Raw genomic sequence first — 21,122 nt, 5'->3', positions numbered from 1 at the left:
AGAAAGTAGGGAACAATATGAAAAAAGTTTTAGGCGGTTTATTGGTGGCAACGGCGGTCGTTAGTTTAGCGGCCTGTAGCGGAGGGGAAAAGAAAGCTAGCTCAGATGTCTCAATTAAGAATCGGTATGAATTAGATGAAAAGACGCCTGCTTGGAAGTTAGATAAGAAGAAAGAACCGACCAAGATTAAATGGTATATTAACTCAGATTGGACGGCACTGCCTTTTGGAAAAGACGTGACCACTGCGCAGATTAAAAAAGACTTAAATGTGGATATTGAATTTATTTCCGGCGATGATTCAAAATTAAATGCCATGATTTCAAGTGGAGATATGCCTGATATCGTGACATTAACTGAAAAAACTGGACAAGCAGCATTGAAAGCAGATTCTTGGGCCTATTCTTTAAACGATTTAGCTAAAAAATATGACCCCTATTTAATGAAAGTTGTTAACCAAGATACGTTTAAATGGTATGCCTTAGAGGATGGAAAAACATATGGTTACCCTAATTACTCTAATACAAAAGCGGATTATGAAAGTGGAAATATCCCAGTAAATGATAATTTTGTTATTCGTGAAGATGTCTATAATGCATTAGGCAAGCCAGACGTTTCAACACCAGAAAATTTTGAAAAAGTCATGCAACAGATTAAAGAAAAATATCCTGAGATGACCCCAATGGGCTTCACCACAGTGGGCGATGGTGCAGGACCATTTTTAGACAAATTACAAGACTTCTTAGGTGTTCCTTTAGAGGATAAAAATGGTAAATACTATGATCGAAATTTAGATAAAGAATACTTAGAATGGTTAAAAACATTTAATGATGTTTACCGAGCAGGAAATATTAGTGATGATAGCTTCACAGATGATGGAGCGACGTTTGATGAAAAAGTGAAACAAGGAAATTATGCAACCATGCTCGTTGCTGGAACCAGTGGTCAAGGTGGGAACTTCACAGAATTTATGAAAAAATCTGGCACACGTTATATAGCCATTGATGGACCAAGTAGCACTTCTGGCCGAAAACCAACATTAAATCAAACCGGCATTTCAGGTTGGTTAAGTAATTACATTACGAAAGATGCGAAAGATCCAGCGAAAGTCACTCAACTGTTCACATATTTAATTGATGAACCGGGACAAATTTTAACAAAATATGGCGTTGAAGGAGTTACTTATGCGTACAATGATCAAGGAAAAATTGATTATTTACCAGAAGTGAAAAAATTAGAACAAACAGACAATGATGCCTACAACAAAAAATATGGCATTAGTCGTTTCCTATACTTTAACAATGACCGTGTTAATAAACTAAAAGTGCCAATGGAAAGTGCTTTAACGCAAATGCAAGAATGGGGCAAAGGAAAATTAGTCCCACATTTCGTAATTGAAAATATTAATCCAGATGCAGGAACGCCGGAAGCTCGGGCGAATGAAGCGATTGAAACCAAACTAAATACAACCGTTATTTCAATGATTCGTGCGAAAGATGATAAAGCCTTTGACAAATCTTTAGAAGACTACAAAGCATTCTTAAAATCAAATAAATGGGATGCAATTGAAAAAATAAAATCTGAGAAAATGGCGGAAAACAGAGACAAACTTAAGTAAGAGAGGAGGAGAGAAAAGCGGATAAAGCAACGAGAAATCCGCTTTTCTCTTTTAATATGAATAAGCTATTTGCATATGAAGGTTGGTATTATCGGATTTTTTCTTTTATTGCCAACTTGATCATTATTAATTTTCTCTTTTTAATTACCTGTATAACAGGCATCTTTAGCGGTGTCGGCTTAATTGCGTTGTATCGAACGATCTATCGTTTGTATCGTGAAAAAGATATTCCTGTTTTGCGAACGTTTTGGACAGCATTAAAAAATAACATCATGCGAGGTTTTATTTTAACAGGTGTCTTGTTCGTTGCTTTTTTACTGGGCGGTATTGTCGTAACAAGTTTATTTAAAATAGCCACTAGTTTAGGTTTCTTAGCTATTTTTCTATTAAGTTTTGTTGCATTATTTTTGACGAGTTTTCTTTTTCTCTTTTCCGTTTTTAATTGGTCCGTTAAAAAGACACTAAGTGAGACGGTTTATGTGGTCTTAAGTAATAGTGCCAATGCGATTATTTTGTTTATTTTACCTCTTTTAACGTTTGTTTTTTTCTATAAGCTTAATTTGTTTTTATATATTGCGTTAGGATTCGGGACAACGGCTTTTCTTCAAGTTGCGTTTTTTCAGAAAGTGTTAGGTGTGGAACATGAATGAGTATTTTGAGTTTTGGCAAAAGACCAAGGAAGAACTTCAAAAAATACCGCTAGATATCCATCGGCGGGTCATTGACTATCCATTGGAAAATGTTCAAGTGGAACAGGTCGACTTTTTAAGTTTCCTAGGTGAGCGCATCTTTGGCTATTTGTTACTTCCTAAAACGGCGGGGAAGCAGCCAATAGTGATTGACTGTTTAGGCTATATGAATCATATTCAAGAACCTTGGCAATTTGCTCATTGGACACAAATTGGTTGTGCTTGTTTTGTCATTGATAATCGAGGTCAAGGGGGATTAACCAAAGATCGTGTGCCATATCAAACAATTTGGCATGAAGCACCAATGGGACGAGGATTTCTAGACAAAGAAGATTGGTACCAACGCCGCTTGTTTGCCGACCATTTACGTAGCGTAGAAGTGGTGCGGACCTTTACTGAAATTAATCAGGACCAAATCATTCTTCGTGGTGGTTCCCAAGGGGGTGGCGTAGTGTTAATGGTGAACAGTTTAGTCGACTTCCCGATTTTAGCTACTTTTGCAGATGTTCCAAGTCATTCTTGTTTAGAAAATAGAGTAGCAGAAGGAACGGGTTCGTATCAAATTATTCATCAGTACTTACAAGAGCATCCTCAAGCGCATGAAAAAATTGCCGCGGTTCTTCCTTATTTTGATAGTCGTCACTTTGTTTCGCAAATTAAAAATCCAGTCTTTGCTTCTGTTGGGAGTCACGATCCGATATGTCCGATGAAAGATTTTTTCCCTTCTTATCATCAGATAAAGGCAAGAAAAGCAGTCAGAGTATATTGGAAAAAAGGTCATGGTGGCGGTGAAACAACCCAGATCCGTCGTGAAATGCGTCAAATTCAACAACTATTGCAGGAGGTTAAAAATGAAAATAGCTACGTATAATGTCCGGGTAGATACAGAGTATGACCAAGATTGGCAATGGTCTTTTCGTAAAGAGGCTGTTTGTCAGTTAATCAATTTTCATGATTGGAGCCTTTGTTGTATTCAAGAAGTACGACCGAATCAAGTCAGGGATTTAAAGGCGTATACAACATTCACCTGTCTTTCTGCGGAAAGAGAAGGGGATGGTCAAGGAGAAGGACTAGCGATTCTCTATAACGAACAAAAAGTTCAGGCTATTGATACAGGGTATTTTTGGTTATCTGAAACACCTCAGCAGCCAAGTATCCATCCTGAAGCTGGCTGTCCAAGAATTGCTTTGTGGGGACTATTTAAGGAAACGACTCAAAATACGCCTTTTTTAGTCATCAATGTTCATTTGGATCATATTTCAGCTCATGCTCGTTTAGCAGGAATGACCGTTATCTTAGAGGAGTTACATGACAAAATTGCACAGTATCCAACTTTATTAATGGGCGATTTTAATGCAGAGTCGGGGGAAGCGGTGCATCAACTTGTTCAAAAAAAATTTCAAGATAGCAAAAATTTAGCTACTCATTATGGCCCAAGAGGAACATTTCAAAATTTTACTTACACAAAACCTTGGGCGGAATTAGAAGAAATTGATTATATTTATGTAAAAGGTTGGCAAGTACAGCAAACCGCAAGTTTAACAGATAGTATCGATGGACGTTTTCCCTCCGACCATTTTCCTTTAGAAGCAGAAGTATGTATTGAAGAAAGGTGAGAGTATGAAAGAAAATCAACTGATTCAATTAGTCGAAGAAATGACAATTGATGAGAAAATTAATCAATTATTACAATTAGCAGCAGCGTTTTATTCAGATAAAGCAGAAGAAAAGACCGGCCCTATGTCAGAGCTAGGACTAAGTCAAGAAACGATTGATACGGCGGGGACAACATTGGGTGTTTCCGGTGCAAATGAAGCAAAACGTGTTCAAAAAGAATATATGCAAAATCATCGATTAAATATTCCAACACTTTTAATGGCGGATATTATTCATGGTTTCAGAACCATCTTTCCGATTCCTTTGGCTTTAGGAAGCACTTGGGATGAAGCAGCGGTTGAAAAAATGGCGGAGATTTCAGCAAAAGAAGCTGCTGTTTCAGGATTACATGTAACCTTTTCGCCAATGGTTGATTTAGTGCGCGATCCACGTTGGGGACGTGTCATGGAGTCAACAGGTGAAGATCCATTACTCAACAGCCGCTTAGCTGCTGCAATGGTTAGAGGTTACCAAGGAGAAAATTTAAAAGAGGACAATTGGCGAGTAGCCGCGTGCGTGAAGCACTTTGCGGCATATGGTGGTGCCTTAGCTGGTCGGGATTATAATACGGTAGATATGTCTGAACGGCAGCTAAGAGAAATGTATTTACCTGGCTATAAAGCTGGATTAGATGCGGGTGCAAAACTTGTCATGACGTCCTTCAATACAGTGGATGGGATTCCTGCTACAGGCAACCAATGGCTGTTTAGAGACGTATTACGAAATGAATTTGGCTTTGAAGGAGTTGTGATTTCAGACTGGGGAGCGATTAAAGAATTAATTCCTCATGGCGTTGCCAAAGATGAAAAACAGGCAGCAGAATTGGCTATCAAAGCTGGTGTAGATATTGAAATGATGACCACGTGTTATCCAGATTATTTAAAAGAATTACTTGAAGAAGGCCGGATTGCTGAAACACTTATTGATGAAGCAGTTATGCGAATTTTAAAACTAAAAAATGAGCTAGGCCTATTTGAAAATCCCTATCGTGGTGCGGATGAACAAGCGGAAGCAGAAGTGATTTTAAGCAAAGAACATCGAGAAATAGCTAAAAAGATTGCTCAAAAATCAATGGTTCTTTTAAAAAATGAAAATATTTTGCCTTTTACACCGCAAGAAAAAATCGCGCTTGTCGGCCCAGGGGCCCAATCACAAGATATTTTAGGGGCTTGGTCATGGCAAGGAAAGAAAGAAGAAGCCATTTCCCTCATGGCTGGGGCCAAAAAATTAACCACAAATCTTCTAGTTGCCCAAGAACCCTTTGATTACTTTGAACCGACCGCGGCGGCCATTGAAGAGGCTCTAACGTTAGCTAGTCAAGCAGATAAAGTAGTAGTGGCACTAGGCGAAACAGATTGGATGAGTGGGGAAGCTGCCAGTCGCAGTGATATTCGTCTACCCGAAAAACAATTAGCAGTAGTGGCACAAATTATTGAGAAAAATCCCAATGTTGTTGTCACGGTCTACAGTGGCCGGCCCTTAGATTTACAAGGGATAGATGTTGCAAAAGGAATTGTGCAAGCTTGGCAACCTGGAACAGAAGGGGGCAATGCGCTAGCAGAAATTTTGTGGGGACAGTACAATCCAAGTGGTCGTTTAAGTATGTCGTTTCCAGAAACGGTTGGTCAAGTGCCAATTTTTTACAATGTCGACAATACTGGGCGTCCTTATGAGTCAGCACCAGAAGAAAAATATGTTTCTAAATATTTAGATGTCTCTAATTACGCTAAATATCCCTTTGGATTTGGCTTAAGTTATAGTCATTTCTCTTATCAACCAATTCAACTAAGTGCATTAACATTTACCAAAGAACAACCAATCACGGTCTCTGTTTTAGTAAGAAATGACAGTCCAATCGCTGGAGAGGAAACCGTGCAATTTTATGTACGTGATTTGGTGGGACAAGTGGTTCGCCCAATTAAAGAGTTAAAAGATTTCCAAAAAGTTTGGCTGGAACCAAAGGAAGAAAAAGAAGTTCAGTTTCTTCTTTCAGAGGATATGGTGCGCTATGTTCATTCAGATAATCAGGTAACCAGTGATGCAGGTGAATTTATCGTAATGATTGGTGGAAATAGTCGCGATGTACAAACCACAACAGTCACGTTAAATGAATAAGATGGGAAGGATAAGTTATGCAGATAAAGAAGCTTAAGCAAGCAGACACAGTCGCTACATTTCTAGAGACAGGTGATTTAAAAGAATTGAATAGCTGTGGCATGATGATTAATCAATTAGAAGGCAATCCTTTAGACGGCAGTATGAACCAACTCTATTTGCGGATAATTACAGGGGACACAATTAATTATCGACCAATGATTGGTTCCAACAGTCAAAGTGATTTTTATCTTTCAGATAATCAATTGACATGGCGGGGTGAATTTGAAGCGGTTCGTTACCAAGTTGACTTTCGTTTGGGGCCAAGCAATCAATGGTTCTGGCGGGTTAATGTCACTGGAACTGGCTTAGTAGATATTGTTTATGGTCAAGATATTGGCTTAGCGACAAAAGGAGCTGTTCAATCAAATGAAGCGTATGTGTCGCAGTATCTTGATCATCACATTTGGCAAGAGGGCGAAGAGCTTGTTGTTTTATCAAGACAAAATCAACCGCAAAATGAGAAGTTTCCAGCCCTTATTCAAGGGAGTTTTCAAAAATTAGCAGGCTACTCAACGGACGGCTATCAATTTTTCGGACGTTCATTTAAACAAACAAACACACCAGAAGCATTGGGAAAAAGATATTTAGCAAATGAAGTCTATCAATATGAATTTGCTTACACCGCTTTACAAACGGAAGCCGTCCAATTAACGAATGAAAGTAAGGAATTTGTTTTTTATGGTGCGGTAACAGAAACACATCCGCAAGCATTAGCTGAACCTTTTTTATCGAAAGAAGCCTTACAAGCTATTTATGAAACTGTGACATTCGATTCATTAGAAGGAACACAGGACTATCCTCCGAAACTTTTAGGAGAACCTATCACAGGAAATCCATTAACAGAAGAAGAGTTGGCTGCACTTTATCCCCTTCAGACACAAATTGAAAAAGTAGCAGGTCAGACGTATTCCTTTTTCACGGAAAATTACCATCATGTTGTTCTTCAAGAAAAAGAAATTGCCATGGAAAGAGCGCATGGCCACATTTTATTAAGTGGTAAAGGCTTAACGGTTGACGAACCTTTGCTTAGTACGACAGTGTATATGTATGGCATTTTCAATTCACAAGTAGTTTTAGGAAATACGACCATGAACAAATTAATGAGTAATAGCCGAAACGCTTTAAACGTTATGAAACGCTCTGGTCAACGAATCTACATTTTAGAGAATGGCTTATGGCGCTTACTAACAATGCCTTCTGCTTTTGAAATGGGGTTGAACTCTGCTACGTGGTATTATAAGTTGCCAAAGGATACAATTCGTGTACGCACCTTCACTTCGCCTGATTCAAGAGTGATTCAATTGGAAGTGACCAGTCAAAAGGATGCATATATGTGGGCTGTTTCTAACCATTTGTTATTAGGACCGGAAGAAGTACCAACCTATCAATTAGAACAAACTGGCAAAACGCTTCGAGTGACGGGAAATCATTCTGCCACAGAAAATTATTACCCAGAACTAACCTATGCATTGACAGTTGATAAATCATTTCAAGTAACCGATAGCACATTATTTGGTGGAGCTGAAGCAGAATTATTAGTCTTGGCAATCGAAAAGACCCAAAAATTTTCACTACTTATTACGGGCAGTATAGAGGACCAATCATTAGTCAATACACCATTAGATTTTGAAAAAGCAGAAAGTCAATATTTGGCATTCATTAATGGCTTGTTACATCATTTTGAGTTAACACACACAGACTCAAGTGTGCAGCAAATGAATCAATTAACTCGTTGGTATACTCATAATATGCTCGTTCATTATTTGTCGCCACATGGCTTAGAACAGTATGGTGGAGCAGCTTGGGGCACACGAGATGTGTCGCAAGGACCGACAGAATTTTTCTTTGCGACGCAACAGCCTAAGATCGTGGCCTCCATTATTCAGCATCTATTTGAAAATCAATTTGAGGACGATGGCAACTGGCCGCAATGGTTTATGTTTGACCGATACGAAGAACAAAAAGCCAGTGAAAGCCATGGCGATATTATCGTCTGGCCATTGAAAGTAGTGACTGATTATTTGGAACAAACCGCAGATTATTCAATCTTAGCTACGGAAATCCCTTATACAAGTCGCAAAGATAATCACAAAACAAAAGAAACAGCATCTTTATTTGAACATTTGAAAAAAGAAATAAATTATATTGAACAACATTTTTTACCAGAAACTTTTCTATCTTGTTATGGCGACGGCGATTGGGATGACACGTTACAACCTTACGATAATCGTCTTAAAAATCAAATGGCTAGTAGTTGGACCGTTGCCTTAACGTATCAAGTGTTGAAAAAATTTGCGGCTTTAATTACGGAAATCGATGCTACTTATAGTCAGCACTTAGCAATTTTAGTCGCAGGAATAAAGAACGATTTTCAAAAATATATGTTGGCGGATGAAACGATTCCAGGGTTTATTTATATGGAAACGCCAGAAACTTTTGAACAAATGATTCACCCAAATGACCAAAAAACAGGGATTCAATATCGATTATTGCCAATGACTCGTAGTATGTTAGCTGAATTATTAACACCGGAACAAGTAAGTCATCATTTAGAAATTATTGAAAAAGAATTAACGTTTCCTGATGGCGTGCGCTTAATGAACAAACCAGCGAACTATCGAGGCGGTGTGAGCACTAATTTTAAACGAGCAGAACAGGCGGCTAATTTTGGTCGCGAAATTGGTTTACAGTATGTTCATGCGCACATTCGCTATACAGAAGCGATGGCGAAAATTGGTCAGCGAGACAAAACCTGGCAAGCATTAATGCAAATCAATCCAGTTCAATTAAAAGAAGTGGTTCACAATGCAGAGTTACGCCAAGCCAATGCCTATTTTAGTAGTTCCGATGGCGATTTTAAAACAAGGTATGAATCACAAGAAAATTTTGGTAAACTAAAAGATGGAAGTATTGGGGTAAAAGGTGGCTGGCGAATTTATTCAAGCGGGCCGGGAATTTATTTAAATCAATTAATTACAGCTGTTTTAGGGATTCGGCAAAAGGCCCAAAGTGTGGTTTTCGATCCCGTGTTACCAGAAAAATTGTCTGGTTTAGCACTAACTTACCAATTGTTTGATAAACCTGTCACATATAAATTTTATCCAAATCAGTCAGCGAAAATAGTTATTGATGGTCAAGAGGTTCCGTTTAAGTTTGAAGAAAACCCTTATCGAGAAGGGGGAATGGAAGTTCAAAAAGACGAGGTGCTTTCATTATTAAATGAAGCAAGTGTTATTGAAATTTACCATTAGAAAGGAGAGTAGTCCATGGTAGGAATTAAAGATATTGCAAAAAAAGCAGGCGTATCAATCTCGACCGTTTCTTACGCATTGAATGGGAGTTCAAAGGTAACTGAAGAAACACGAACGCGCATCCAAGCAATTGCTGAAGAGCTAAACTATGTTCCTAACATGGCCGCTCGCACATTAAAACGTCGTCAAACCAATATTATTGGTGTCTATTTGGCCGATTATGGCGGTAGTTTTTATGGTGAATTGTTGGAGGGAATTAAGAAAGGCTTAGCACTGTTTGATTATGAGATGATTGTCTGCAGCGGTAAAAAGTCACATCTTTTCATTCCTGAAAAAATGGTGGATGGGGCAATTATTTTAGATTGGACATTTCCAACAAAAGAAATTGAAAAGTTTGCTGAACGAGGCCATTCAATCGTTGTCCTTGATCGAACCACTGAGCATAGGAATATTCGGCAAGTTCTCTTGGATAATCGTGGCGGTGCCACGCAGGCAATTGAGCAATTTGTCAATGTGGGTTCAAAAAAAGTTCTTCTGCTTTCTGGACCAGAAAAAGGTTATGATAGCCAAGAAAGATTGGCTGTTAGTACACGAGAATTAACTCGTTTTGGGATACCTTATGAAATTATCCAAGGCGATTTTACCGAACCTTCTGGCTATGCGGCTGCTAAAAAAATTTTGAGTCAACCACAGACAGAACCAGTCGATGTTTTTGCTTTTAATGATGAAATGGCGATCGGTGTCTATAAATATGTTGCAGAAACAAATTACCAAATGGGGAAAGACATTCGGATTATTGGTTTTGATAATTCTGAACTAGGTGCGTTTGTGCAACCGCGATTAGCAACAATTGCCTATTCTAAACATCGATGGGGCATGGTGGCTGCAGAGAAAATTATTCATTTAATGCGGGGAGAAGCTGCTGAGAGCGAACACATTTACACACGTTTTATAGAAGGAGAATCTTTTCCGTCTGAATAATAAATAAAAAGTTTGGTCCAATGCTAGCTAAGCTAGCGGACCAAACTTTTTTCTGTAATGGTAATTTCTTCTGATGCAATGGGTTCATCCAGACTGAGAAGGCGATCTCTAAATTTAAAATGGACCGGCTTGTTCTCATTAATAAATTCATACGGGTAAGCGCCTTGGATTGTTTCACCAGGAGTGATTTCATCTGCTAAACGATCTAATTTGTCTTGGAAAGGTGAATCTGTTAAGACTGCATATTGTAAATTTTGGGCTTTTCCGTGGACAGTTTGACTAACTTCCATAAAACTTTGAATCATTAGCTGAATATTTTGTGTTTTTTCGGTTGTATTGGTTAATTCAAACAGGACATAAAACATTGGTTTGCCTTGATAATCTTTTCCTTTATGCAAGGCAGTTAAGGCTAAACGACCATCTGGAACCAACAATGTTCGATTTTCATACGTCCCAATACTTGTCGCCAACACTTCATCAGGTGCGGGCGCACTTTGACTTGCTGGGCTGCCACTTACAGTTGAACAAGCACTTAATAAGGTACTTAGAACGAGTAAGCTCATTAAAATGTAGGGTTTCCTCATATAAAGTCCTCACTTTGGTTGATTGACTATGTAAAAAACAAATTGCTTGTATCTATATTAAAAAGAGTGCTACAAGCAATATTTTAATCGTAGTTCTAGTAAATAGCAATACTTTTATCAAAATTCATGTTTGGAAATATAATTTGAAAAATATTTTTAACTAACAGAAAAACATTTCTAACAAAAAGTATTGGCTCAAAGTAAAGAGATCATTTTGTTAGAAATGAGAAATGGCAACATAAAAGTTTTCTATTTTTCTGCAATTAAGACAGTTTCAAAAGTGAATTCACTAGGAATATGATTCGCAATTGAGTATTCAAAAATATGTCCATTGCCTAGGTAAGCAATTTGTTCTGCACGCATCAGGAAATCATTATCGGTTAAGTTTAAATATTTTTTTTCCAACGCAGAAGGACGAATCCCAGAAATGCTGACCCGCGCACTTTGAATTTTTTGATGCAATTGTTCCGAAATATATTGATAAATGGAGACTTTCAATTCTTTGATTGTCAAGTTCGGAATTAGGGCAACGGGCATCCAAGTATATTCAATAATTGAGGGCACATCTTCGATAATCCGTAAACGAATAATTTTGTAGACTAACTCTTCTTCTGTAATACTTAATTTTTCAGTCACCCAAGGCTCAGGTACTTCTGTTGCAAAGCCTAAAACCACGGATTCAACTTTTCCATCGTAGGTTGAGTAAGTGCCGGTTAACGGAGAAAATTTAGTAATGGTTCGATTTTGAAAGTCTTGAACAAAGCTGCCCGAGCCACGTCGTCTGACAACATAACCTTCTTGCACAAGCAAATGTAAGGCTTTTGTAATGGTTAGTTCGCTGACCTGATATTTTTCTGCAAGAAGACGACCTTGGGGTAACTTTTGATTAATTGGATAAACACCTGCTTCAATATCCTGTTTTATAGCTACATAAATTTCTTTATAACGTGTATTTGTCCGCATCAGAGTCCTCCTTTATCACCAGTATTTCTCTCATTATACCATGAATTTAACATGTTAAAACTATATATTTATTTTTAACGTAACCACTTAATAATCAAGTACTTAAATAAAAGTAGTTGACTTATTCTTTTTAAAACTATATAGTTTTAAAAGTAAACAGAAGAACTTATTGATCTGATTGGTACTTTTTGTGAAAACCTTTTACAATAAAAGGGTAGCACAGAAAAGAGGGAGGTATGACAATGGAACATCATCAACTAAAAGCATTTCCGCAAGATTTTTTATGGGGCTCTGCTTCGGCAGCTTATCAAGTGGAAGGTGCTTGGAATGAAGACGGCAAAGGCGCATCTGTTTGGGATGAATTTGTTCGGCTACCAGGAAAAACGTTCAAAGAGACAACTGGCGATTTAGCCGTCGATCATTATCATCGTTTCAAAGAAGATGTGGCTTTAATGAAACAACAAGGTTTAAAAGCATATCGTTTCTCGATTGCATGGACACGAATTTTACCTGAAGGGCGTGGTCAAGTAAATCAAGCGGGACTGAAATTTTATTCAGATTTAATTGATGAGTTATTAGCGGCAGGAATTGAACCAATGGTAACTTTGTATCATTGGGATTTGCCAGCTGTTTTGCAAAAAGAATATGGTGGCTGGGAATCAAGAAAAATTATTGATGATTTTGTGGCCTATGCGAAAATTTTATTTGACGCTTTCCGTGGCAAAGTTCGCTATTGGATTAGTTTAAATGAACAAAATGTGTTTACTTCGTTAGGTTATCAATTAGCCGTGCATCCTCCCGGCGTAACAGACAATAAACGGATGTATGAGGCCAATCATATTGCTAATTTAGCCAATGCAGCAGTGATTAATGCGTTTCATGAATTAGAAATGCCTGGCAAAATTGGCCCTAGCTTTGCTTATACGCCTGTTTATGCCGTTGATGCGCATCCTGCCAATGTTTTGGCGGCAGAAAATGCAGAAGATTTGTTGTCGCATTTTTGGTTAGATGTCTATCTTTGGGGAGAATACCCAATTGCCGCATTAAATTACTTACAGGAGCAAGGTGTGGCCCCAACGATAAAAGAGGACGATTTAGCGTTACTACGTTCAGCCAAACCTGATTTTCTAGGTATTAATTATTATCGGACGGATACGGTTGTTGCTAATCCATTAGATGGCGTCGGAATAGGGAAGATGAATACAACGGGTGAAAAGGGTTCTGAAACGGAATCTGGGGTACCGGGTTTATTTAAAAAAGTAAATAATCCATATGTTGAACGAACGAACTGGGATTGGGCCATTGACCCGCAAGGTTTGAGAATTGCCTTACGACGATTAGCTAGTCGCTATCAAGTGCCTATTTTAATTACTGAAAATGGGTTAGGCGAATATGATACCTTAACAGAAGATAAACAAATTCACGATACGTATCGCATTGATTATTTGCGAAGCCATATCCAAGCGATTCAAGAGGCGATTACGGATGGCGTTTCAGTTATTGGTTATTGTACATGGAGTTACACCGATTTACTGTCGTGGCTTAACGGCTATCAAAAGCGTTATGGTTTTGTCTATGTGGATCAAGATGAAACACAAAAAGGTTCCTTAGAAAGAATCCCGAAGGACAGTTATTATTGGTATCAAAAAGTCATTGAAACAAATGGACTTATCTAATTATAAGAAAAGAGTGTGGAAAATATGACAGTAAAAATGGGGTTTATTGGATTTGGTAAAAGTGCCAACCGCTACCATTTACCTTACGTAATGATTCGAGAAACACTAGAAGTGAAAACGATTTTCGATTTACATGTTAATGAAAAAGCAGCAGCGCCCTTTAAAGAAAAAGGCGTAAATTTTACCACTGATCTTAATGAATTATTGACGGATCCAGAAATTGAATTGATCACAATCTGTACACCTGCGCATACACATTATGATTTAGCCAAACAAGCCATTTTAGCTGGTAAATCAGTGATTGTGGAAAAACCATTTTGTGATACGTTAGAACACGCAGAGGAATTATTTGCTTTAGGGCAAGAAAAAGGGGTAGTAGTGATGCCTTATCAAAATCGACGTTTCGACGGCGATTACCTAGCGATGAAGCAAGTAGTGGAGCAAGGCTTTTTAGGAGAAATCAATGAAGTGGAAACGCATATTGATTATTATCGACTAGGAAGTATCACGGAACAAGGACCTAAAGAAAATGGTTCGTTTTACGGACTAGGCATTCATTTAATGGATCGCATGATTGCTCTTTTCGGGCGTCCAGATCAAGTCACTTATGATATTCGTAATAATGAAGTGAGCGAGGCAGTCGATAATTATTTTGACGTTGATTTACATTATGGTTCAAAATTAAAAGTAAAAGTTAAAACGAATCATTCTGTCGCTAGTCCGTATCCACGTTTTATTGTTCATGGTAGCAATGGCTCGTTCATCAAATATGGCGAAGATCAACAAGAAAATGATTTAAAAGCCGGAATCATGCCGGATGCACCAGGCTTTGGAGAAGATTCACCAATGTATTATGGAGAAGTGACCTACCGTAATGGCAATGGCGACTGGATTAAAAAACAAATTAAAACGCCTGTAGGTGATTACGGTCGTTATTATGATGCCGTCTATGAAACGTTGAAAAATGGTGCACCGCAACTAGTAACTGAAGAGCAAGCATTAACTAACATCGAAATTTTAGAAGCAGGTTTTCTTAACCCAAGTCCAAGTGTTTATCGTTTGAAAGAAAACTAAAGCGTGCTTAAATGACTTGAAAAGCGCCTGCCCTACAGTCCAGACAACTGTGGGGCAGGCGCTTTTATTTATAAAGAGTTGTGAATTTTAATATAAGAAACGTATATTGTTAGTAAAAATAAGAAAAGGAAAGACATCTTAGTAGCACTACTTCCCCAAGAATTGCTACTAAAATGTCTTTTGTGATGCTCGCTCAATTGAAGAGCCTTAAATAGGATATCGAATATCCAGTATAAATGCAAGTAAACTACTTTATAGTTAATATTAGTATACTTCATAAAATAATTTTTCAAAGAGAAAAAGGCTTGTTATGAGAAAAAATTAATTTTTAACTCGTTTTTTCTAAGCAAGATTCGGGTGAAAAAGACAATAATTACTGAAGCTGAATGGTAATTAAAGAGGTTCTTTGCTAAAATAGGAAAGACAAGAAAGTTTGGTTAACGAAAGAACCAAATCAGAAAGGAGGACAACCAGTGGAAAGTTGGCTTTTTTTACTACTGATTGCCTTGATTGCGTTTGTTGCAAAAAATCAAAGTTTATTAATTGCGTCAGTTGTTGTGCTTGCTTTAAAAGCTTTACCAAATAGTGCGAAAATCATGTCGTGGTTGTCAGATAAAGGCATTAATTTAGGCGTCACAATTATTTCAATTACCATTTTAGTCCCGATTGCTACAGGACAAATTGGCTTAAAGGATTTAATTCAATCATTCAAAACACCGATGGGATGGCTGGGGATACTTTGTGGAATTCTGGTGGCTGTTTTATCCTCAAAAGGAGTAGGTTTAATTAATCAATCGCCTGAGATTACGGTGGCCTTAGTTTTTGGAACGATTCTTGGCGTCGTTTTTTTAAAAGGAATTGCAGCTGGTCCGATTATTGCATCGGGGATGATGTACGTAATCATTACTACCTTTCAAGCCTTTCAACACTAAAAAAGCAAACAAAACGCGTAAACGTTTTGTTTGCTTTTTTAGTGTTGATAAATGTCCACATTACTATCTAATATGCCACTTTCATTTTTTAAAGTAATGGTTCCCGCATTCGGATGAATCACTAGCTGTAAATGCCCTGTTAAAAACATTTGGTCATACGTTGAAGTATAGACGTGAAAAGAATCATTAGCAATTGTTTCGGTATAAGGCGCTTCTGCTTGATCAACAGGAACGATAATGAAACGATCGCCAATCATACAACAACCTTCTGCGGAAGAATAAGGATTAGAGCCGTCATTTGCTACCAACAAGAAGGTGTTCGTTTCAGTTAAGAAAGGGGCTAAACGTTGTTTTACTTCTTCAGAAATAGTCAGAGACATTTGCCTCACTCCTTTAAATAGTATGTAAAAGGAAGAGGGTAGCTTGTCGCTATGCCGCTCTTCAAAGGTTTTGTTATTTGCTTGTTTCTTTACTGCTTTTTTTGAAAAGAGCAATAGAAAAGGCGACAACTAAGACAACTGTTGCAGCTAAAACAAATGGATTTTTTGTTGCTGATGTGAACCCTAGGACTGTTGAACCAATCGCACCTACGTAAGATAAAATAATCGCTGCTTTCTTTGGTGTTGAAAGTTCTGTAAAGCTATCGCGGAAGGCGACACCTAAACCTAAAGCGCCAATAAAGGCAAACATCCCAAAAATAATGTGTAAAAAGACCATGAATTTCACCTCCAACAGTCAGTATAGAGAGAAATAGCTAGTTTGTAAACTAATTGAGCTTACTTGTGTTATTTATCACTTGATAAATGTCTTTGCCAATGCAAAAAAACAACGTACGATCAATCGGCAGTACGTTGTTTTTTAGTTTAATATAATTAGGAAGTAGAAGCCTTATTTTGCTGGATTTTTTTGATCGATTCTTCTGTTGGCGTCACATATAACGTTCGTTGGTTTTCATAAATCACATAACCTGGTTTTGCTCCATTGGGTTTGTGCACATGTTTTACTTGGACATAGTCGACAGGCACTTGTGAAGAAAGTTGATATTTTGAAAAATAAGCTGCTAGAAGTGCGGCTTCAGTAAGGGTTTCTTCGCTAGGATGTGCGTCACGAATAATTACATGAGATCCAGGAATATCTTTGGCATGGAGCCAATAATCAGTTTTTTTAGCGGTTCGTAAAGTCAATTGATCATTTTGCAAATTGTTTTTTCCAACGAGAATAGGTGTGCTATCTGTGGCATAAAAAAGATCGGGTTGGCTTTTTTTCGGCTGTTTTTGTTTTTTATTTTTTTTACGTTTTAAATAGCCTTGCTCAATCAGTTCTTCACGAATCACTTCAATGTCCATTGGTGTCGCAATTTCAAGTTGTGCCACAACTGACTCTAAATAAGAAATTTCTTGTTGCGTTTGCTGAATTTGTGTCTTAACAACTCGGACAGCATTTTTCAATTTTTGATATTTTTGAAAATATTTTTGTGCATTTTGATTAGGTGAAAGTGCAGGATTTAGCGAGATACGCAACGGTGCATTTTCTTCATAATAATTTGGTAATTCCACCTCGGTGGCTCCTTTTGGGACTTGTGCCATGAAGGTTGTTAATAGTTCTCCGTCGCGACGGTAATTTTCAGCGTTTTCTGTATCGGCTAAGGTTTGTTGTAATTTTTTAAGTTTCTTTTGATTTCTTTTTAGTTCATTTTCAATTTTGCGAATTAGTTCGCCGCCTTGTTGTTTGACACGGTCTTTCTCTGCTTTACCAGAATAAAAGGCATCTAGTAATTCACTGAGTGTCGGATACGTTGTTTGTTCACCAACTAATGATTGATAAGGAATGGGCGTAAAATATTCTTTTTTTTCAGTGACGGTTAATGTCGGTACAACAGCTTCAGTGACTGAGGACCAAAATTCTGTCCAGATGGCCATTTTTTCATTTGGTTGTGCAAGTAAACGGGCACTTAATTCGTCTGCTGTATCTTTGCCTAGACCTTGGAAATGTTGTTGTAAATAGCGTCCGTTTAATTCAGGAGCTGTAGAAAGAAGCGCAAAGACTTCTTCTTTTGAGGCCGTGAGCGGATTAAGTCCTATTGGTTTTGGCGGTTCAATATAAGTTGCTCCAGGAAGCAACGAACGATGACTATTTTGGCTCATTCCAATGTGTTTTATTGCATCTAAGATTTTTCCAGAAGATTGGTTAACTAAAACGATAGTACTGTGACGTCCCATTAATTCAACAATCAAAACAATATTTTGTAAGTCACCTAGTTCATCTCTTTTTGAAAAGGTGAAGTGAATCACGCGATCATTTTCTATTTGTTGAATCGTTTCTAAAATGGCACCGTCCAGAAATTTTCGTAACATCATCACAAAATTAGGAGGTGTTTCTGGATTGCTATAGGTAATTGTAGATAGTTGTATGCGCGCATAACTAGGATGTGCTGATAATAATAATTTATGGTTTTTACCTTTCGCACGAATGACTAAAACGACTTCGTTTTCATAAGGTTGATGGATTTTTGAAATCCGGCCACTTACGAGTGTTTCTGTCAACTCATGAACCATGCTATGAGTAAATACGCCATCAAATGACATAATAAATCCCTCGTTTCTTTCCGACTAATAGCTTTATTATAGCGGAGTTTTTGAATTTAAGAAAGAAGCTTGTTAAAAAGGAGTTGGGTTTTCCTTAGAAAGCTGGGGAAGTTTGCTGGTTTTTTTAGTAATTAAAGCGCAAGGGTAGGCAAGAAAGAAAATGATTAGTATAATAGATAAGAACTAAAAGCGAGGAGCGATTAGAAGTTGAATAATTTTATGGAAGAACTAAAAGAGGCACTTTATGAATTAAGACAAAGAAAACTGTTAATGATTACCGCTATTGTAGCATTAGTATTAATAATTGGCTCAATCATTTTTATTCCAACGATGCAAAAAAATATTCGAGCTGCTCAAGTTGAATCGTTAGTCGCAGGACCCATCAAATCAGAGAAAGTCAGTGTCTTAGATTACAAAACAGCAGACAAGAAAATCCAAGAAACAGGAGCCATGTCAGTCATGTTTGCTAAACCATCTGGCAAGCAATACGATCAAATGGTGAAGCTGTTTAATTCAGATAAAATGAATGAATTTCATCGTTCGCTGTATATCTATCCGTTAATTTATAATGCTGGCAAAGCACAAGAGCAATACAATGTTAGCGGCGATGAGATCACGCTTGTTTTCTTTGAAAATGGCAAAGAAAAGACACGGACGGTTGTCGAAAAATCTATGGATTTAAAAACACAATTAATACCAGAATTAAATCGATTACCAATGGCTGGCGTTTTGAAAGACCAGCAAAAAGCGGCGCAAGAAGCTGAAAAAGAAGCAGCGAAGACCGCTGAAACACAGACGACGACCAGCACGACTGGCGTTGCTCAATCTACTGAAACGACGACAGAAAGCACTGATACAGTACCAGAAACTGGTGAATAATAGCTAGCTATGTTAAACTTAGATTGTAGAAAGTTTTAAGGAATTAGAAAGAGGGGATTTTCGATGGCATTAGTAATTTCAATGACGATTTTAGTAAGTTTATGGCTGATTCAATCGCAAAAACAAGCAGTTAAAGTTCCCGTGAAAATTGAAAGAAACCGAAACAATTAAGTGGTAAATATGCTGAAATAAAGAAAAACGAGCCTCTCATAAGAGTGGCTCGTTTTTTAGAAGTAAAAGAAATGCAAGAAAATAAAAACTTTTTCTTGACGAACAAAATCAATATAGTGTAGACTACCTTTAACAACATAACTAGGAGGGAAAATACATGACACAATTATCTAACGTAAAAGAAATGCACCAATCATGGCAAAACTGGCGTAGATAGTTGTATGTATGATTCTTTCATAGATACAACTTTAGAAGACTTATTCTAAAAAGTGTATCTATGCTGGTTATATTCAAGAAGAAAAAACGACCACATAGAGGACCCGTCTATGTGGTTTTTGTTTTGCATAAAAACAACGACCACTCCTAAACACTTAGGATAAGTCGTTGTTTTTTTGCTACGAATCACTACGATTGGTACGAAGTGACAGAGTAGATGCAGGCTGCGTATACTCGCCGCAGTTTGGCCTTTAAGAGTGATGAGTAGTACAAGGTGAACGAAGAGAACGTTGTCACAATCGTAGAAAAGTGCTCCTGCGATTCTCACCAAAGTTGCGATCCTCGTCGCAGTTAAATCCTGACAATCACTACGATTGGCACGAAGTGACAGAGTAGATGCAGGCTGCGTATACTCGCCGCAGTTTGGCCTTTAAGAGTGATGAGTAGTACAAGGTGAACGAAGAGAACGTTGTCCCATTCGTAGAAAAAGTACTCCTGCGATTCTCACAAAGTTGCGATCCTCGTCGCAGTTAAATCCTGACATTTGTAAAAAAGTGTTCCTAGGATTTTGACTAAGCAGAGGATTACGAATCTCAGTTTCACTTTCAACGGAAGAAACGCCCTATAGATAATGGTTTTATTATTAAAAAGAAAAAGTTGCCAAACAAAAGGGCAGTTAGGAGAATGCAAAATGAAAAATAAACGTTTAACGTTTGTCGTGTCTTTATTAGCTATTTATTTAATTGGTGCTTTTTTTGTGAATCAAAAAGTGACGAATTCAAAGAAAGAAACCGTTACTGTAGGGGTTTTGCAGTTTGTCAGTCACCCCGCATTGGACGAAATTTATAAAGGTGTCGAAGAAGGGTTAAAGGAAAATGGCTATGACAAAGGCAAAAACTTAGAAATTATTTTTCAAAATGGTCAAGCCGACCAGAGTAAGTTAGCAATCATGAGTCAACAATTAGTACAAAAAAAGGCAGACGTTTTAATTGGTATCGCCACGCCAGCTGCGCAAGCGTTAGCCAACACTACCCAAGAAATCCCAATCATTTTAGGCGCCATTACGGACCCTGTTAGTGCAGGATTGGTGAAAGACAATCAAAAGCCAGGCGGTAATATCACGGGTGTTAGTGATCAATCTCCTTTGTCAGCCCAGATGGATTTACTAAAAGAATTGATACCAGCTGCCAAAAAAATAGGTATTCTCTATGCTTCCTCAGAAGAAAACTCTCGATACCAAGTAGCTGAAGCGCAGAAAGCAGCTGAAGCCAAAGGATTGACAGTGAAAACATATGCTGTGCCATCAAGTAATGAAATAGCACAAACGGTTCAAGTGATGACTAAGGAAACAGATGTGATTTATATACCAACTGATAATACGATTGCTAATGCTATGCAAACGGTAGTCGGAGAAGCAAATCGAACCAAGACGCCGATTATTCCTTCGGTGGATACAATGGTAGAACAAGGCGGTTTAGCAACTGTTGGGATTAATCAACATGCGTTGGGGGTACAAGCCGGCAAAATGGCAGCAGAGGTTCTGTCTGGAAAAAGTCAACCAGCAACTACACCCATTTATACCTTTAATACAGGCGACACAATTATCAATGAAAAACAAGCTCAAAAGTTAGGAATTACGATTCCCGCAGAGTTAGCAAAAAAATCGAAATTGATTAACTAATTATCAAAGAA

The 21,122-nt window shown here is 37.8% G+C and carries 17 protein-coding genes; 12 read left to right on the top strand and 5 right to left on the bottom strand.

The window, feature by feature from the left end; translation table 11 throughout:
* Window positions 1-17 precede the first annotated feature (17 nt).
* Genes IGK86_RS09285 through IGK86_RS09255 form a run of 7 tightly spaced genes read left to right on the top strand, consistent with a single transcriptional unit; the run spans window position 18 to window position 10,350 of the window.
* Window positions 18-1,616 (top strand): ABC transporter solute-binding protein, encoded by a 1,599-nt coding sequence (locus IGK86_RS09285; RefSeq protein WP_016617221.1) that lies wholly within the window; start codon window positions 18-20, stop codon window positions 1,614-1,616.
* A gap of 56 nt (window positions 1,617-1,672) precedes the next feature.
* Window positions 1,673-2,266, top strand: a complete 594-nt coding sequence (locus IGK86_RS09280; protein ID WP_010713489.1) for a DUF624 domain-containing protein — start codon at window positions 1,673-1,675, stop codon at window positions 2,264-2,266.
* Window positions 2,259-3,176, top strand: coding sequence for an acetylxylan esterase (locus tag IGK86_RS09275; protein ID WP_002382200.1), 918 nt, complete (start codon window positions 2,259-2,261; stop codon window positions 3,174-3,176). Before IGK86_RS09280 ends, IGK86_RS09275 begins: the two co-directional genes overlap by 8 nt.
* The gene (locus IGK86_RS09270; RefSeq protein WP_002377753.1) at window positions 3,157-3,921 is read left to right on the top strand and encodes an endonuclease/exonuclease/phosphatase family protein; all 765 of its coding nucleotides are present in this window, start codon (window positions 3,157-3,159) and stop codon (window positions 3,919-3,921) included. Before IGK86_RS09275 ends, IGK86_RS09270 begins: the two co-directional genes overlap by 20 nt.
* 4 nt (window positions 3,922-3,925) lie before the next feature.
* Window positions 3,926-6,076 (top strand): glycoside hydrolase family 3 N-terminal domain-containing protein, encoded by a 2,151-nt coding sequence (locus IGK86_RS09265; RefSeq protein WP_010707661.1) that lies wholly within the window; start codon window positions 3,926-3,928, stop codon window positions 6,074-6,076.
* Between the two features lie 17 nt (window positions 6,077-6,093).
* Complete coding sequence (locus IGK86_RS09260; protein WP_016617223.1) at window positions 6,094-9,369, top strand: GH36-type glycosyl hydrolase domain-containing protein; 3,276 nt, start codon at window positions 6,094-6,096, stop codon at window positions 9,367-9,369.
* A 15-nt stretch (window positions 9,370-9,384) separates the two neighbouring features.
* Window positions 9,385-10,350, top strand: coding sequence for a LacI family DNA-binding transcriptional regulator (locus tag IGK86_RS09255; protein WP_002363772.1), 966 nt, complete (start codon window positions 9,385-9,387; stop codon window positions 10,348-10,350).
* 32 nt (window positions 10,351-10,382) lie between these two features.
* On the opposite strand, the gene IGK86_RS09250 is transcribed toward IGK86_RS09255, so the two are convergent.
* The gene (locus IGK86_RS09250; RefSeq protein ID WP_016617224.1) at window positions 10,383-10,913 is read right to left on the bottom strand and encodes a DUF5067 domain-containing protein; all 531 of its coding nucleotides are present in this window, start codon (window positions 10,911-10,913) and stop codon (window positions 10,383-10,385) included.
* Window positions 10,914-11,183: 270 nt separating this feature from the next.
* Window positions 11,184-11,897, bottom strand: a complete 714-nt coding sequence (locus tag IGK86_RS09245; RefSeq protein WP_016617225.1) for a GntR family transcriptional regulator — start codon at window positions 11,895-11,897, stop codon at window positions 11,184-11,186.
* Window positions 11,898-12,139: 242 nt separating this feature from the next.
* On the opposite strand from IGK86_RS09245, the gene IGK86_RS09240 reads away from it, so the two are divergent.
* From IGK86_RS09240 to IGK86_RS09230, 3 genes are all read left to right on the top strand, one after another.
* The gene (locus IGK86_RS09240; protein ID WP_104877137.1) at window positions 12,140-13,573 is read left to right on the top strand and encodes a glycoside hydrolase family 1 protein; all 1,434 of its coding nucleotides are present in this window, start codon (window positions 12,140-12,142) and stop codon (window positions 13,571-13,573) included.
* Window positions 13,574-13,597: 24 nt separating this feature from the next.
* Window positions 13,598-14,647 (top strand): oxidoreductase, encoded by a 1,050-nt coding sequence (locus IGK86_RS09235; RefSeq protein ID WP_438742360.1) that lies wholly within the window; start codon window positions 13,598-13,600, stop codon window positions 14,645-14,647.
* Window positions 14,648-15,120: 473 nt separating this feature from the next.
* Window positions 15,121-15,579, top strand: a complete 459-nt coding sequence (locus tag IGK86_RS09230) for a DUF441 domain-containing protein (protein WP_002357887.1) — start codon at window positions 15,121-15,123, stop codon at window positions 15,577-15,579.
* Between the two features lie 38 nt (window positions 15,580-15,617).
* Here the strand turns inward: IGK86_RS09230 and IGK86_RS09225 are convergent, their stop codons facing one another.
* The 3 genes from IGK86_RS09225 to efbA all read right to left on the bottom strand — a co-directional run bounded on the left by IGK86_RS09225 (window position 15,618) and on the right by efbA (window position 18,164).
* Complete coding sequence (locus IGK86_RS09225; protein ID WP_002391631.1) at window positions 15,618-15,959, bottom strand: iron-sulfur cluster biosynthesis family protein; 342 nt, start codon at window positions 15,957-15,959, stop codon at window positions 15,618-15,620.
* A 73-nt stretch (window positions 15,960-16,032) separates the two neighbouring features.
* Window positions 16,033-16,296: a hypothetical protein gene (locus tag IGK86_RS09220; protein ID WP_002381957.1), complete on the bottom strand. Its 264-nt coding sequence runs from the start codon at window positions 16,294-16,296 to the stop codon at window positions 16,033-16,035.
* 155 nt (window positions 16,297-16,451) lie between these two features.
* Window positions 16,452-18,164, bottom strand: coding sequence for a fibronectin-binding protein EfbA (gene efbA / locus IGK86_RS09215; RefSeq protein WP_016617227.1), 1,713 nt, complete (start codon window positions 18,162-18,164; stop codon window positions 16,452-16,454).
* Window positions 18,165-18,383: 219 nt separating this feature from the next.
* Between efbA and IGK86_RS09210 the strand changes: the two genes are divergently transcribed.
* Both IGK86_RS09210 and trpX read left to right on the top strand, forming a co-directional pair.
* Window positions 18,384-19,043 carry a hypothetical protein gene (locus IGK86_RS09210; RefSeq protein ID WP_002386659.1) on the top strand — a complete coding sequence of 220 codons (660 nt, stop codon included), beginning with the start codon at window positions 18,384-18,386 and terminating at the stop codon, window positions 19,041-19,043.
* Between the two features lie 1,078 nt (window positions 19,044-20,121).
* Entirely contained in the window at window positions 20,122-21,111 is a 990-nt protein-coding gene (gene trpX, locus IGK86_RS09205; protein WP_002391629.1) for a tryptophan ABC transporter substrate-binding protein, read from the top strand.
* The last annotated feature ends 11 nt before the right edge of the window (window positions 21,112-21,122 follow it).

Origin of the sequence: Enterococcus sp. DIV1206 (genome assembly GCF_051712485.1) — a bacterium.
GTDB classification, from domain to species: domain Bacteria; phylum Bacillota; class Bacilli; order Lactobacillales; family Enterococcaceae; genus Enterococcus; species Enterococcus faecalis.
The sequence above is the reverse complement of the archived record's forward strand: the minus strand, read 5'-3'. Positions and strand labels throughout refer to the sequence as shown.

What these genes read in the sequence shown, in the direction of transcription:
- IGK86_RS09265 (WP_010707661.1), top strand. Translation starts at nt 3,926, where the DNA reads ATGAAAGAAAATCAACTGATTCAATTAGTCGAAGAAATGACAATTGAT.
- IGK86_RS09220 (WP_002381957.1), bottom strand. Translation starts at nt 16,296, where the DNA reads ATGGTCTTTTTACACATTATTTTTGGGATGTTTGCCTTTATTGGCGCT.
- efbA (WP_016617227.1), bottom strand. Translation starts at nt 18,164, where the DNA reads ATGTCATTTGATGGCGTATTTACTCATAGCATGGTTCATGAGTTGACA.
- IGK86_RS09255 (WP_002363772.1), top strand. Translation starts at nt 9,385, where the DNA reads ATGGTAGGAATTAAAGATATTGCAAAAAAAGCAGGCGTATCAATCTCG.
- IGK86_RS09235 (WP_438742360.1), top strand. Translation starts at nt 13,598, where the DNA reads ATGACAGTAAAAATGGGGTTTATTGGATTTGGTAAAAGTGCCAACCGC.
- IGK86_RS09245 (WP_016617225.1), bottom strand. Translation starts at nt 11,897, where the DNA reads ATGCGGACAAATACACGTTATAAAGAAATTTATGTAGCTATAAAACAG.
- IGK86_RS09250 (WP_016617224.1), bottom strand. Translation starts at nt 10,913, where the DNA reads ATGAGCTTACTCGTTCTAAGTACCTTATTAAGTGCTTGTTCAACTGTA.
- IGK86_RS09285 (WP_016617221.1), top strand. Translation starts at nt 18, where the DNA reads ATGAAAAAAGTTTTAGGCGGTTTATTGGTGGCAACGGCGGTCGTTAGT.
- IGK86_RS09260 (WP_016617223.1), top strand. Translation starts at nt 6,094, where the DNA reads ATGCAGATAAAGAAGCTTAAGCAAGCAGACACAGTCGCTACATTTCTA.
- IGK86_RS09210 (WP_002386659.1), top strand. Translation starts at nt 18,384, where the DNA reads ATGGAAGAACTAAAAGAGGCACTTTATGAATTAAGACAAAGAAAACTG.
- IGK86_RS09275 (WP_002382200.1), top strand. Translation starts at nt 2,259, where the DNA reads ATGAATGAGTATTTTGAGTTTTGGCAAAAGACCAAGGAAGAACTTCAA.
- IGK86_RS09280 (WP_010713489.1), top strand. Translation starts at nt 1,673, where the DNA reads ATGAATAAGCTATTTGCATATGAAGGTTGGTATTATCGGATTTTTTCT.
- IGK86_RS09240 (WP_104877137.1), top strand. Translation starts at nt 12,140, where the DNA reads ATGGAACATCATCAACTAAAAGCATTTCCGCAAGATTTTTTATGGGGC.
- trpX (WP_002391629.1), top strand. Translation starts at nt 20,122, where the DNA reads ATGAAAAATAAACGTTTAACGTTTGTCGTGTCTTTATTAGCTATTTAT.
- IGK86_RS09225 (WP_002391631.1), bottom strand. Translation starts at nt 15,959, where the DNA reads ATGTCTCTGACTATTTCTGAAGAAGTAAAACAACGTTTAGCCCCTTTC.
- IGK86_RS09270 (WP_002377753.1), top strand. Translation starts at nt 3,157, where the DNA reads ATGAAAATAGCTACGTATAATGTCCGGGTAGATACAGAGTATGACCAA.